11 protein-coding genes are annotated in these 13,821 nt (G+C 53.9%); 6 read left to right on the top strand and 5 right to left on the bottom strand.

The window, feature by feature from the left end:
- Positions 1-36: 36 nt before the first annotated feature.
- The 5 genes from LPB67_RS04360 to tkt all read right to left on the bottom strand — a co-directional run bounded on the left by LPB67_RS04360 (position 37) and on the right by tkt (position 5,287).
- The gene (locus LPB67_RS04360; protein ID WP_262835830.1) at positions 37-561 is read right to left on the bottom strand and encodes a periplasmic heavy metal sensor; all 525 of its coding nucleotides are present in this window, start codon (positions 559-561) and stop codon (positions 37-39) included.
- A gap of 199 nt (positions 562-760) precedes the next feature.
- Positions 761-1,444: a signal peptidase I gene (gene lepB / locus LPB67_RS04355; protein WP_262835829.1), complete on the bottom strand. Its 684-nt coding sequence runs from the start codon at positions 1,442-1,444 to the stop codon at positions 761-763.
- Between the two features lie 165 nt (positions 1,445-1,609).
- Complete coding sequence (gap, locus tag LPB67_RS04350; protein WP_262835828.1) at positions 1,610-2,626, bottom strand: type I glyceraldehyde-3-phosphate dehydrogenase; 1,017 nt, start codon at positions 2,624-2,626, stop codon at positions 1,610-1,612.
- A 73-nt stretch (positions 2,627-2,699) separates the two neighbouring features.
- Entirely contained in the window at positions 2,700-3,287 is a 588-nt protein-coding gene (locus LPB67_RS04345; protein ID WP_262835827.1) for a GNAT family N-acetyltransferase, read from the bottom strand.
- Positions 3,284-5,287, bottom strand: a complete 2,004-nt coding sequence (tkt, locus tag LPB67_RS04340) for a transketolase (RefSeq protein ID WP_262835826.1) — start codon at positions 5,285-5,287, stop codon at positions 3,284-3,286. Before tkt ends, LPB67_RS04345 begins: the two co-directional genes overlap by 4 nt.
- A 486-nt stretch (positions 5,288-5,773) precedes the next feature.
- Here tkt and LPB67_RS04335 point away from each other — a divergent pair, with 486 nt between their 5' ends.
- The 6 genes from LPB67_RS04335 (at position 5,774) to ileS (ending at position 13,738) form a co-directional block, all read left to right on the top strand.
- The gene (locus LPB67_RS04335) at positions 5,774-6,499 is read left to right on the top strand and encodes a 16S rRNA (uracil(1498)-N(3))-methyltransferase (protein ID WP_262835825.1); all 726 of its coding nucleotides are present in this window, start codon (positions 5,774-5,776) and stop codon (positions 6,497-6,499) included.
- Positions 6,500-6,926: 427 nt separating this feature from the next.
- A complete protein-coding gene (locus LPB67_RS04330; RefSeq protein ID WP_262835824.1) occupies positions 6,927-7,370 on the top strand; it encodes a YidB family protein in 444 nt (147 codons plus the stop codon).
- 295 nt (positions 7,371-7,665) lie between these two features.
- Positions 7,666-8,823: a methyltransferase gene (locus tag LPB67_RS04325; protein ID WP_262835823.1), complete on the top strand. Its 1,158-nt coding sequence runs from the start codon at positions 7,666-7,668 to the stop codon at positions 8,821-8,823.
- Between the two features lie 51 nt (positions 8,824-8,874).
- Positions 8,875-9,507 carry a YceI family protein gene (locus LPB67_RS04320; protein ID WP_262835822.1) on the top strand — a complete coding sequence of 211 codons (633 nt, stop codon included), beginning with the start codon at positions 8,875-8,877 and terminating at the stop codon, positions 9,505-9,507.
- A gap of 306 nt (positions 9,508-9,813) precedes the next feature.
- Complete coding sequence (locus LPB67_RS04310) at positions 9,814-10,791, top strand: bifunctional riboflavin kinase/FAD synthetase (protein ID WP_262835821.1); 978 nt, start codon at positions 9,814-9,816, stop codon at positions 10,789-10,791.
- Between the two features lie 82 nt (positions 10,792-10,873).
- Positions 10,874-13,738 (top strand): isoleucine--tRNA ligase, encoded by a 2,865-nt coding sequence (ileS, locus tag LPB67_RS04305; protein WP_262835820.1) that lies wholly within the window; start codon positions 10,874-10,876, stop codon positions 13,736-13,738.
- Positions 13,739-13,821: the final 83 nt, after the last annotated feature.

The following is a 13,821-nucleotide window of genomic DNA, read 5'->3' as shown; positions in this document are numbered from 1 at the left end:
CTCAAGAATCCGCTCATCCGTATCACATGGTCGCGCTCAACCATGACTGCCGTGATGATTGGCGGTCAATCCGCCGAAACGCTGGCGCTGCGCCGGGGTCAGCAATTTCGTCAGCTCGACCATCAACTGCGTGACGCGACGAGAACCCAGCTCTGCCATTGATACCTGTTCGCGACGCAAGCCCTCAATCGCCTGTTCATCTATTTTTTCCTGCGTCAACAACATCAACATCTTGCTATTCCTCTCTTGATAAGCTTGTTGCAAGGCGCTCAGCTCGGCACTCGCCTGCGTAACTTTTTCCATTGTCTGCGCTTTTTGCTGCTCACTCAAGCCCGCTATGACATCGATATGCGCCGGCAAACCGGTTAAACGTGCAGCGAGTGAGGCCGGACTGCTGACGCCCATGAGCATTACACCATGCTCCTCGTGCCCGCCGGCATGCTGATCATGCATATTGCCCGCGTAGACCTTCAGCCCGACTACGCCAGCCATCAGCAAGGCGAATACACCGGCCGCCGACCAGCTTGCGAACCAGCGTTTATTTATGGAGGAATTGCGCATCGTTGTTCTCCTGAAAAAGTAAGGGGAAAGTCCCGTTACGCAGTGTCGGAGAATCCGGTCAAGTCCGTGTGTAGCTTGAGTAAAGATTTGTAAAGCAGGATCGATTGCCTAGCTGACTTTTTTTGAATGATTTGTGAAGAGATTCGGAAAACAGTCGCAAACAAAAAAGGCATGAAATTAAATTCACGCCTCGGTTTGTTTAAGTCTTTGCCGCAATTCGTTCTAATCGTGGCAGATAAAAGTTATCGCCATCGAGTGAGTAAAGCAAGCGACTGACGCGTCCGGTGATCAGCTCGCGTTTGACAAAGCCGATGTAGCGTGAATCCTTGCTGTTATCGCGGTTGTCACCCAACATCAGATATTGTCCTTCGGGCACCTTGACCGGGCCGAATGAGCGCATGGCCTGGCGTTCTGGCATGACGATGATGCCATGCTGTTTGCTCCCTACGGTTTCCTGATACACAAGTTGTTTGCCCTGGTATTCGCGGGTCGGGGTCAGATGATTGGCGGAATGATCGAATGCCTCTTGATAAGCTGACGGCACGCCGTTGATCACCAGTTGCTCATCATGCATTTCGACCACATCACCGGGCACTGCGATCAAGCGCTTTACCAGGCGGGTACCGTCTTCCGGCGAACTGAAGGTCACGATATCGCCACGTACAGGATCCGCCACATGCGACAAAATCACATCGGTAAACGGCAGTTTGACATCATACGCAAGCCGGTTGCAGATCACCCTGTCGCCCTCGACCAGGGTCGGATACATCGAGCTAGACGGCACCAGGTAAAAATCCGCCAGGGCGCTGCGCACCAACACCATCCCGAACATAAACAGGATGAAACCCTTATTCTCAGCAATCAATTTCTTAGGACTAAACATAATGACACTCTCCAAACACGGTTAGCTGAAACGCCATCGTAATACTTTGTCAGATTTGGTGCGATTCCCGGATAATTCAAGGAAGCCTGAATAGGACAGACAAAGCAATAGACAAAAAAATACCCCGAAAGTTCGGGGTATTTTTAATCGCTGGAAAAAACCCGATTATTTCGCGTTCATCAATGCCACGGTCGTATCCAGCATACGGTTCGAGAAACCCCATTCGTTATCGTACCAGCTCGACACTTTAACCAAGCGGCCGCCGTTGACTTTGGTCAGTGTTTCATCGTAAGTCGAGGAGGCTGGATTATGGTTGAAGTCAACCGAGACCAACGGCGCTGTGTTGTAATCCAGAATGCCTTTCAAAGCGCCTTCTGACGCGGTCTTCAACACCTTGTTGATTTCTTCGACTGTCGTGTCGCGGGACGCTATAAAAGTCAGATCGACAACCGACACGTTGATCGTCGGCACGCGCATTGCGTAGCCATCGAGTTTGCCGTTCAGTTCTGGCAAGACCAGGCCAACCGCCGCTGCTGCGCCGGTTTTAGTCGGGATCATGCTCATGGTGGCGGAGCGTGCGCGACGCAAGTCTTCGTGCATCACGTCAGTCAATACCTGGTCGTTGGTGTAGGCATGGATGGTGGTCATCAAACCGCTTTCGATACCGATTGCATCGTTCAGCGGCTTTGCCAATGGTGCCAGGCAGTTAGTGGTGCAGGAGGCGTTGGAGATCACTGTGTCTGTGGATTTCAGGACATTGTGGTTCACGCCATAGACGATGGTTGCATCAACATCTTTACCGCCCGGTGCGGAGATGATGACTTTTTTCGCGCCGCCGGCCAAGTGAGCAGAAGCTTTTTCTTTGGTCGTGAAGAAGCCTGTGCATTCCAGAACGACGTCGACATTCAGTTCACCCCAAGGAATATTCGCCGGATTGCGTTCTGCGAATACTTTGATCTTGTCGCCATTGACGATCATGCTGTCGCCTTCAACCGATACTGTGCCCGGGAATTTGCCGTGGGCGGTATCGTAGCGTGTCAGATGGGCGTTGGATTCTGCATTGCCGAGATCGTTAATCGCAACGATCTGGATGTCGTTTTTGAATTTGCCACCTTCGTAGTGGGCACGCAGAATGTTGCGGCCGATACGGCCATAGCCGTTGATTGCGACGCGAATCGTCATGGTTTTATCTCCAATAAAAACAGTGAAAAATCTTTTTAAATCTTTGTAAATCTTAGGGCTTACTACTAAAAAATTAATGCAAAGTCGGAGCTGCCTCTGCTGTACTCAGGTGCAACTGCGTCAGTTCATTCAAATCAGGCCAGCCGTAAGCGACTTCTTGCAACTCCAGCTCATCCCAGATGAAATCCTGTTCGACTAAAAATTGTCCGCCAAAATTTTCATAAAACTGTCGGGCGGCCTTATTGCCGGTCAGTACCCAGACCAGCATATTGCTGGCGCCCATTGCTTGCAAAGTACGCGCTACTTTTTGCAACATACGCTGGCCGATGCCTGAATTCTGAAATGCCGTGCGCAGGTAAATTGCCGTCAACTCGGCGTGCATGCCCTGTTTTTCTTCCTTCAGCAGCATGCCGGAGGCGAAGCCAATAATCTCGTTATCCGCAATCGCGACAAACACGCAAATTGCGTCATTACCGGCACTAAGCACTTTCTCCCAGATTGCGGTACTGTCATCGAGTTTCATCTCATCCAGGTAATCGTCCGGCATGATGCCGCGATACGTCGCACGCCAGCTCTCGATGCGTACCGCAGCAATCGCCTGCGCATCGGCAACCGTGGCGCGACGCAGGCTGATTTCTTTCATGATATTTGCTGCGCTCATGCCAGCGTCGCTTTCACTTTGGCCACCACGTTATCCACAGTGAAGCCAAAATGTTTGAACAGCACGCCGGCCGGTGCGGATTCGCCGAAAGTATCGAGCCCGACAACGGCACCTTCCAGGCCCACATATTTGTACCAGAAACCGGTCACGCCAGCCTCAATCGCGATGCGTGGCAAGCCTTTGCCCAAGACACTCGCTTTATACGCTGCATCCTGACGATCGAACACATCGGTCGATGGCATCGAGACTACGCGTACCGCGATGCCCTGCTCTGCCAAGGCTGCGGCGGACTTCACCGCGAGTTCAATTTCAGAACCGGTGGCGATCAATACCGCCTTCGCATTTGCCGCATCTTGCAAAACATAGCCGCCGCGTGAGATATCCGCGATCTGTTGGGCGCTACGCTCCTGGTAAGGCAGGTTCTGACGCGAGAAAATCAGGGTTGACGGACCGTCGTTGCGCTTGACCGCAAATGCCCAGGCCGCCGCAGATTCAACGGTATCGCATGGACGCCAGTTATCCAGATTCGGGATCAGGCGCAGGCTGGACACGTGCTCTACCGATTGGTGGGTAGGACCGTCTTCGCCGAGACCGATGGAGTCATGCGTAAACACGAACAGCGTGCGGATCTTCATCAGCGCTGCCATGCGGATCGCATTGCGGCTGTAGTCGGAGAAGGTCAGGAAAGTCGCGCCGAACGGGATGTAGCCGCCATGCAAAGCGATGCCGTTCATGATTGCGCTCATGCCGAATTCACGTACACCGTAGTTGATGTGGTTGCCGGCCTGGTTGGCGCGCACTGCGACGCATTCCTTCCAGTTGGTCAGATTGGAACCGGTCAAATCCGCCGAACCGCCGAGGAATTCTGGCAAGCTCGGGGCAAAGGCCTGAATCGCATTCTGGCTGGCTTTCCGGGTGGCGATATTTTCTTTTTTCTCTACGCAAGCCGCGATAGCGTTTGCTACGACTTCATCAAAATTCGCCGGCAAAGCGCCTTTCATGCGGCGTGTCAGCTCAGCGGCTTTTGCCGGATATTGCGCGGCGTAAGTAGCAAACTGGTCATTCCATTCGGCTTCGGCTTTGGCACCATCGGCCTTGGCATCCCAGGCTGCATACACGTCGGCAGGAATGTCGAAGGGAGCGTAGTCCCAGCCGATGTGCGCACGAACTGCGGCAATTTCTTTATCGCCGAGCGCAGCGCCATGCACATTGTGGGTGCCTTCCATGTTCGGCGAACCTTTACCGATCACGGTTTTGCAGCAGATCAGGGTTGGCTTGCTCGATGTTTTGGCTGACTCAATCGCCTTGGATACCGCGGCGGCGTCATGGCCGTCAACTGCAGGAATTACATTCCAGCCATAGGCTTCAAAACGTTTAGGCGTGTCGTCAGTGAACCAGCCTTCGACATGACCATCAATCGAGATACCATTATCATCCCAGAAGGCGATCAGCTTGTTCAGCTGCAGTGTGCCGGCCAGCGAACAGGCTTCATGCGAAATACCTTCCATCAGACAGCCATCACCCATGAACACGTAAGTGTGGTGATCCACTACATTCAGACCGCCCTGGTTGAATTCGGCAGCCAGTAATTTTTCCGCCAAAGCCATACCGACCGCATTCGTGATGCCCTGGCCCAGCGGCCCCGTGGTGGTCTCTACGCCGGGGGTAACATGCACTTCAGGATGGCCGGCAGTTTTGGAATGCATCTGGCGGAAATTGCGAATCTCCTCCATAGGCAAATCATAGCCGCTCAGATGCAGCAGAGAATAATGCAGCATCGAGCCGTGGCCGTTGGACAGCACAAAGCGGTCGCGGTTAATCCATTGCGGATTCGCCGGATTGTGGCGGTAATGGCCTTTCCACAAAGCCACGGCAATATCGGCCATCCCCATGGGAGCACCCGGGTGACCGGAATTGGCTTTTTGAACGGCATCCATGGACAAGGCGCGGATCGCATTGGCCATTTTGGTGATTGTTGCTGGCTGGAGGGAAGAAGTCATAGCGTCTGTTTGGGCTGATGTAGTCTGAGAAAAACTGGTCGGTGAAGCAAGGCAGTAACGATTAAATATCAATCAAGTTCTGCAAAGTCCGTTATTTTACCAGAGCGTGACACGAGAACTACTGATCGCGGCTGCGGAGGCGCAAAACTTTGCGTGTTTCAAGCGTACAAGCAAGCTATATCGCGTGATTTCAATCATTAGCAGGGAATTCCCCATGGAATTGGCAGATTTAATTGCTATCTGCCAGACCATCCGCCAATTCAAGGCGATATTATTGCAATAATTTTAATAATTTTTAAGCAAATCTTTGCAAAATTGGCAATTGCGCGTATTGAATATAGCTTGCCTGTCCTATGGATCACCCCGGGATCACCCCGTCACGCATTCGCTACGAGTGCGCCGCGCCCTTGCTGTCTATATAATCCGTTAATCAAAGTAGTTCTGCGGCCGTGCTAACTACGCTTCAATCTTTCCTGCAGACACGATATGCCACGCTTTTATTGCCCTCTTCCGCTCGCCATTGGCGCTTCGATTGACCTGCCAGCCGAAGTCGCGCATCACGTCTTTGTATTGCGGCTTGCGGTACATGAGAATATTTGCGTGTTCAATGGCGAAGGCGGCAGCTATATTGCAACGCTGACCACGGTCGGCAAGAAAAATGTCACGGCAGACGTCAAAGTGTTTTTGCCGGAAGAATGTGAACTGCCGTATGCCCTGACCCTGGCGCAAGCGCTGCCGGAAGCGTCCAAGATGGATTGGATTATTGAAAAAGCGATTGAACTGGGCGTCACGACAATACAGCCGCTCTCGGCCCAGCGTTGCGTCGTCAGGCTATCCGCTGAACGGGCAGAAAAAAAACTCGCGCACTGGCAAGGCATCATCACTGCCGCCGCCGAGCAATGCGGGCGCAATCGCCTGGCCCACTTATCGCCCATCATGGATTTGCCGAAATGGCTGGCGCTGCAAGACATCCACAAACGCATCTTGCTGTCCCCCAGAGCAGAACAATCGCTCGCCGATTGGGCGCGCCATCATCCGGCGCAATCGGTCAGCCTGATGATCGGTCCCGAGGGCGGTTTTTCTGAGGATGAGGAGATGCTGGCGATCAGACAAGGCGTGCTGACTTTAGGCATGGGGCCGCGCATCTTGCGTACAGAGACTGCGGGTCTGGCGGCGATCGCCGCTTTAAATGCCGCGTGGGGCGGAATGTAAAAAAACGCATATTGACCGGCATGGATCAGATTATTCTCTCCGCCTCAGAATAGTTGGACCTGTCAATCCGCGTGAAAACGAACCCGCAAGCTGGGCGCGCCTATTGGCACGAAATGTCTCTGAAAGCCGCACCCAGCCTGCGGGTTCAATGTGGGAAATGCCTAAAAACACTTTCATCAAGATGCAGCGCCAGGCACAAAACGGTGCAATACGTCGGTATTGCCAGGCTTTAAGATTTTGTACAAAACGACGCGATGCGCTTGAGTACGGGGTTTTTTAGAAGTTACCTGCGAATGAGTGTAAGCAGCTTGCCGTTTTGGGTAAATCCACTTCATAAAAAATTCATAATCTCATTGATCTTTTAGTATTAATATTGCTGTCATTAAGCTTGTAATGTGATTCATCCACCACCTCAGAAAGGGATCGTATGGGACTTCTTGACGCAGCATTAGGCATGTTGGGCGGCAACGCGGATCAGAGCAATGATCCTAAAGCCAAATTGATACAGGCAGCGCTGGCGATGCTGACCAATAATCAATCGGGAGGCTCCGGCGCAACCGGAGGTCTGACTGGCTTGATCAATTCATTTCAAAACGCAGGCTTGGGCGACATCGTCAATTCCTGGATCGGCAACGGACACAATCTACCGATTTCCGCGGAACAAATTCAAAGCGCACTCGGTGACGGGCAATTGGCGCACTTGGCCGCCGCAGCAGGCCTGTCGCAGGATGGTGCGGCGGGGCACCTGGCAGAAATGTTGCCAGGCCTGGTCGACAAACTCACGCCGCAGGGCGCAGTATCTGAATCAGGCTCCGGCGATCTGGGCAGTATTTTGCAGCAAGTATCGGGGGCCTTCCTGAACAAAAAATAAGTCGACGCGATGCCGATTGTGAGTCGCACCGGCCGGTAGCGGCTCACCATCTGGCATCGATTTTCCAGCACCTTGCAATATTTATACTGGGTAGGAGTAATGGTGATTTCATACCTTAATCCGCAATGATTACCTCGTGATTTAAAAATACTCCCCCTAAATATTATTGATCCGATTCACGATCTGATCAAACTTCTGGACTGCGCAGCACCGCATCACAAATACCTCGCGTAATGTATAGGGGCTGTCAACAAACTCAGTTAAACTCTGCTGCTTTATTGCAATTGAGCTGGCCATGAGTGAATCCCCTGTAATTAGCTGGACTGAAAACGATCAGACTCATAGCGCCCGCTGGCATTCCGAAAGCGGTTCGCCCGCACCAAAACGGGTGCAGATCGCCGATGACCGCATGACCGCCGAATCCGCCTATCGCCTGGCTTGCGAAGGCACAGGATTGCTGTGGCGCGGCGACTTTCAGAATGCCCGCCAGCTCCTGCAGGCGCTGGCACGCCGCATCGATAAAAAACCCGCCAAATCTCGCAAAACAGATAAAACACCTGTGACGCTGACCGAGGCATTTCATCTGCACCGTCAAGCCCAATCGCAACGCGCCCGCGTGCTGGCGATGCTGCTGATCCCTTTCAACGCCGATTACAGCATTCCTTTACGGCGCGCTCCCGATGTGGGTCTGGCATGCACCGAAGTCTATGGCGCAACAGCTGAAAACAGCACTGCATTCGTCGCCTCTCTCAGAGAATTATTAGGTCTGGTAGGCGCCCATGAATGGCGTAGAAATGGCGTAGAAATTCCTGCCTTGGGCCAGCGTATCCATCCGTATTACGGCGTGTTCTCGCCGGTGCGCGGCGAATACCTCGATCTGCTGGCCAAAGCGCCGCTACCGGGCCAGCAACTCGCCTTCGATATCGGCACAGGGACTGGCGTAATCTCGGCCATCCTCGCGCAACGCGGCGTCCAGCGCATCATCGCCACCGACCAGGATGAGCGTGCACTGAGTTGCGCGCGCGACAATCTGCAACGTCTAGGCATGGCCGGTCAGGTCGAGGTCATCAAGGCCAATTTATTTCCGCCAGGCCGCGCAGCGCTGATCGTCTGCAATCCGCCGTGGCTACCGGCCAGGCCGAATTCACCGATAGAACATGCGATCTACGATCAGGACAGCAGCATGCTGCGCGGATTTTTATCCGGCGTCGCGGCGCATCTGGAGCCCGGGGGCGAAGCCTGGCTGATCATGTCCGACCTGGCAGAACATCTGGGCCTGCGCAGTTCGGCCGAGCTCTGGTCATGGATTGAGGCAGGCGGATTGGAAGTCATCGGCAAAATGGATATCAAGCCGCGTCATGGCAAAGCGACTGATGTCAGCGATCCTTTGCATGCCGCGCGTTCTGCTGAAATTACTTCGTTATGGCGTTTAAAAATCAAAGTCGCAAAGTAAGGTAAAGTAAAGGCACCTGAAGTGCGGCGGCGATAAGAATCGGCTTGCGCAATGCACTTGAGTTCCTTCTGGCAAATACTTACCGGTGTCAAGATGCGACGCGATGCACTCACTCTGCTAAAACTCGGCATGGCGACTTGGATGATCGCCTTCAGTTTGCCCGGCGCCGGCGCCGCCGACCGCTATCTGATCGACCCCGAGCACACTTTTACTGTCTTTGAATACAGCCATTGGGGACTATCCCTGCAACGCGGACGCTTCGATAAAAACAGCGGGGTGATTGAACTGGATGTGCCGAATAAAACCGGCTCGGTACAACTCGACATCGATGCCAGTTCCGTCAGCACAGGCAGCGCCTTGTTTGACAATAGTCTGCGTTCGGCCAGTTTTTTCGATACGGCCCAGTTCCCGACGATTGGATTCAAATCGACCGCCTTGCGCTTCGACGATAATGCCAAACTGACCGGCATCGATGGCGACCTCACCATCAAGGGCATCACCCATCCGGCAAAATTTGAAATCACCCAATTCAATTGCCGCTTCATGATTCTGTATCTGAGATCCGCCTGCGGCGCGAACGGCTATACCAAAATCCTGCGCAGCGACTTCAATGTCGGTCGCTATGTGCCCTTTGTCAGCGATGAGGTGACGCTATATTTCAGCGTCGAAGCGATTAAAGAGTAAGCTTCGTTGCAAATCCGTCCAGGTTTTCCTGCAAAAAGCCTCGGCCTGCTCGCATATTCAACCATAGCAGGGCATTTGCACCTGCGGCGAGGTGATGCGGCATACGACTGGCAATAAAGATGCCGTTGCATCGGATTTGACGTCGGACCATGTTATGTGGCCGCATCATCATTAGTTTTAAGCCGTTTTTTGCGCATCTTGCTGAGTATTCGGTGCTGAAAGCCCTTGTTTCCTCCGCCTTAAGCCAAAACCACCTTAGAAAGCATTTATAATCGAAGGTTTTTGCAGCAGTTTTCCTCAAACAATATGAAGGTATTTCGCGGACTCCCCAACGCTGCCTCCCGTGCGCCCTGCGCGCTGGCGATAGGCAACTTTGACGGCGTGCATCTTGGGCATCAGGTTCTGTTGTCCCATTTGCGTGCAGCCGCTACACGCCTGAATGTCGAGGCGGCGGTCATGACCTTTGAACCGCATCCGCGCGCATTCTTCGCGCAACGCTCCGGCGACCTCAGCAAAGCGCCAACGCGTATTGCCAATCTGCGCGACAACATGGCGTCGCTGACCGAGGCCGGGATTGACCGGGTGATTGTTGAACATTTCAATGCGCATTTCGCTGCCTTATCACCGCAAGACTTTATCGAGAAAATCCTGGTGCAAGGGTTGCATGTCAAATGGCTGATGGTCGGCGAAGATTTCCGTTACGGCGCAAAACGTGCCGGCGATATCGAGATGCTGATGGCAGCCAGCAAACTGCATGGCTTTGTCGTCGAGACGCTAGCAGCAGTACAACACAAAGGTCAGCGCATCTCGTCCTCGGCCGTGCGTGCTGCACTGGCTGCGGGTAATTTTGTCGAATCCGAACATCTGCTCGGCCGTCCTTACCGCATCTCCGGTCATGTCGTGCATGGCCAGAAACTGGGGCGCACGATCGGCTTTCCTACCCTGAATTTACGCATCGCGCACCACCGCCCTGCACTGCAAGGCATCTTTATCGTGCAGGTGCATGGCCTGGCTGACCAGCCCTTGCCTGCGGTCGCCAGTCTGGGGGTACGCCCAACCGTGGATGACAGCGGCCGCGTGCTGCTGGAGACGCATGTGTTTGACTACAGCGGCAATGCCTACGGCAAAGTCATTCAGGTAGAGTTTTTACAAAAGCTGCGCGACGAAGAAAAATACATCGATCTGCCGACCCTGACCGAAGCCATTGAACGCGATGCCGAACAGGCCAGGGCGTATTTCCGCAATCGCGCCACCGGCGCCATCTCGGCTACGGACCGAATTTGAAGATCGCGCATTGAAATTCAATTCCAAATGCATTGCGTAGCCTTCACGAAACATACAGAAAATATCCTACTTAAAGAAAATCATGTCCAACGAAAAGTCAGCAAAAATCGCCAGCAAGTATCCAATCAATATGACTGAAACGCCTTTCCCGATGCGCGGCGATCTCGCCAAGCGCGAGCCGCAATGGGTCAAGCAATGGCAAGATAAAAAAATCTATCAGCGCATCCGCAAGGCTTCCGCGGATCGCCCCAAATTCATCCTGCATGACGGCCCGCCGTATGCCAACGGCGATATCCACATCGGGCATGCCGTCAACAAGATCCTGAAAGACATGATCGTCAAAGCCCGCAACATGGCAGGTTTCGACGCGCAATACGTACCGGGCTGGGATTGCCACGGCATGCCAATCGAAATCCAGATCGAAAAACTGCATGGCAAAAACCTGCCCGTCGCCGAAGTGCAAGCCAAGGCACGCGCCTATGCGAACGAGCAGATCGAACGCCAGAAGGCTGACTTTATCCGCCTGGGTGTCTTGGGCGAATGGGACAATCCGTATAAAACCATGGCGTTCGGCAACGAAGCCGATGAAATCCGTGCGCTCGGCAAGTTGCTGGAAAAAGGCTATGTGTACCGCGGCCTGAAACCGGTCAACTGGTGTTTCGATTGCGGCTCGGCGCTGGCCGAAGCGGAAGTCGAATACGAAAACAAACGCGATCCATCGATCGACGTCGGCTTCCCGTTTGCCGAACAAGACAAGATCGCTGCGGCCTTCAAACTCGCCAAACTGCCGGTCGACCAAGGCTTTTGCGTGATCTGGACCACGACCCCGTGGACCATCCCGTCTAACCAGGCATTGAACATGCATCCGGAAATCACTTACGCACTGGTCGAGACCGTGCGCGATGGCGAACCTTTGCTGTTAATCCTGGCACAAGATCTGGTGGAAGCATCGCTGAGCAACTACGGACTCGAAGGTAAAGTCATTGCAACCTGTCTCGGTGCCGATTTATCCGAAGTCAAATTCAAGCACCCATTGGCGCAACTCGATGCGGGCTACGACCGGTTTTCCCCTGTCTACATGGGCGAATACGTCAGCACCGATACCGGTACCGGCATCGTGCACTCGGCACCGGCTTACGGCATCGAGGATTTCCAGTCCTGCAAAGCACACGGCATGAAGGATGATGCCATCATCGCGCCGGTCATGGGCGATGGCAAGTTTGCATCCTCACTGCCTTTCTTCGCTGGCATGACGATCTGGGAAGCCTCCAAACCCATCTGCGACAAACTCAAAGAAGCCGGCGCCCTGTTCTCGCTGAAAATGTTCGATCACAGCTACATGCATTGCTGGCGCCATAAAACGCCGATCATCTACCGCGCGACATCGCAATGGTTTGCGAGCATGGACAACACCCCGAAAGATGGCGGCAATAGCCTGCGTCAGACCGCATTGAAAGCGATTGACGAAACCGCATTCTTCCCGGCATGGGGCAAAGCGCGCTTGCACGGCATGATTGAAAATCGCCCTGACTGGACGCTGTCACGCCAGCGTCAATGGGGCGTGCCGATGGCATTCTTCCTGCACAAAGAAACCGGGCAACTGCATCCGCGCACAACCGAGCTGCTGGAACAAATCGCCCAGCGTGTCGAGCAGGAAGGGATAGAAGCCTGGCAAAAAATCGAAGTCGCCGATTTACTTGGCGACGAAGCCCCTATGTACGTGAAAAATCGCGACACCCTGGACGTCTGGTTCGATTCCGGCACGACGCATTACACGGTCTTGCGCGGCTCGCATAAACAGCAATCGCACTTCCCCGCCGACCTGTACCTCGAAGGCTCGGATCAGCATCGCGGCTGGTTCCATTCGTCCTTGCTGACGGCATCGATGCTGGATGGCCGCGCGCCTTACAAAGCCTTGCTGACGCACGGTTTTGTGGTCGATGGCGAAGGCAAGAAGATGTCCAAGTCCAAAGGCAACGTAGTCGCTCCGCAAAAAATCTCGGATACCTTGGGTGCCGATATCCTGCGCTTGTGGGTCGCGGCAACCGATTACTCAGGCGAACTGTCGATCTCCGACGAGATCCTGAAACGGGTGACGGAATCGTATCGTCGCATCCGCAATACCTTACGCTTCCTGTTGGCGAATGCCTCGGATTTCAATCCGGCGACTGATGCCGTAGCGCTGGACCAGATGCTGGAAATCGACCGCTATGCGATCGCGAATATGGCGGCTCTGCAAGCCGATATCCTCGCGCATTATGAACAGTTTGAATTCCACCCGGTAATCGCCAAGCTGCAATCCTTCTGCTCGGAAGATCTCGGTGGTTTTTACCTCGATATCCTGAAAGACCGTTTGTACACCAGCGGCACGACATCCGCAGCACGTCGCTCCGCACAGACGGCGATCTGGCATATCACGCAAAGTTTGCTGCGCTTGATGGCGCCGACATTGTCCTTCACGGCAGAAGAAGCCTGGGCAAATTTTGCAAGTAAAGAAGCGTATGCGGACAGCGACGAGACCATTTTCACGCAAACCTATTACGCCTTGCCGGACATCGACAATGCCAATGCCTTGATGGAGAAATACACTGCGCTGCGTGCGATCCGTACAGACGTGACCAAGCAACTGGAAGAGGTCCGTGTCGCTGGCGGCATCGGTGCATCTTTGCAAGCCGAAGTCACAATGAAAGCCAGCGGCGCCAAATTTACTTTGCTGCAAAGCTTTGCCGATGATCTGCGCTTCGTCCTGATCACTTCAGCCGCGACAGTGGAACAGGTAGCGACGGAAGCCGAAGAAGCAGTGGTCGTCACGCCATCTGCCCACCAAAAATGCGAACGCTGCTGGCACTATCGCGCCGATGTCGGTGCGCATGCTGAGCACGCAGGCTTATGCAGTCGTTGCGTCAGCAATTTGTTCGGCGCGGGCGAGGCCCGCAAATTTGCGTAATACTGTTCGGATCCCGTGCTTTTAGCTCCCTCTTCCGCCAGCGGAAGAGGCTTGGGGTTGAGGCGAGAGAGATTACCGTACTG

This window comes from Undibacterium sp. Jales W-56 (assembly GCF_025548535.1).
Lineage (GTDB): Bacteria > Pseudomonadota > Gammaproteobacteria > Burkholderiales > Burkholderiaceae_D > Undibacterium.
This window is presented reverse-complemented; position numbering and strand designations above follow the sequence as displayed.

Coding starts and splice junctions, on each gene's coding strand:
- LPB67_RS04360 (WP_262835830.1), bottom strand. CDS start 561: ATGCGCAATTCCTCCATAAATAAACGCTGGTTCGCAAGCTGGTCGGCG.
- lepB (WP_262835829.1), bottom strand. CDS start 1,444: ATGTTTAGTCCTAAGAAATTGATTGCTGAGAATAAGGGTTTCATCCTG.
- gap (WP_262835828.1), bottom strand. CDS start 2,626: ATGACGATTCGCGTCGCAATCAACGGCTATGGCCGTATCGGCCGCAAC.
- LPB67_RS04345 (WP_262835827.1), bottom strand. CDS start 3,287: ATGAGCGCAGCAAATATCATGAAAGAAATCAGCCTGCGTCGCGCCACG.
- tkt (WP_262835826.1), bottom strand. CDS start 5,287: ATGACTTCTTCCCTCCAGCCAGCAACAATCACCAAAATGGCCAATGCG.
- LPB67_RS04335 (WP_262835825.1), top strand. CDS start 5,774: ATGCCACGCTTTTATTGCCCTCTTCCGCTCGCCATTGGCGCTTCGATT.
- LPB67_RS04330 (WP_262835824.1), top strand. CDS start 6,927: ATGGGACTTCTTGACGCAGCATTAGGCATGTTGGGCGGCAACGCGGAT.
- LPB67_RS04325 (WP_262835823.1), top strand. CDS start 7,666: ATGAGTGAATCCCCTGTAATTAGCTGGACTGAAAACGATCAGACTCAT.
- LPB67_RS04320 (WP_262835822.1), top strand. CDS start 8,875: ATGCACTTGAGTTCCTTCTGGCAAATACTTACCGGTGTCAAGATGCGA.
- LPB67_RS04310 (WP_262835821.1), top strand. CDS start 9,814: ATGAAGGTATTTCGCGGACTCCCCAACGCTGCCTCCCGTGCGCCCTGC.
- ileS (WP_262835820.1), top strand. CDS start 10,874: ATGTCCAACGAAAAGTCAGCAAAAATCGCCAGCAAGTATCCAATCAAT.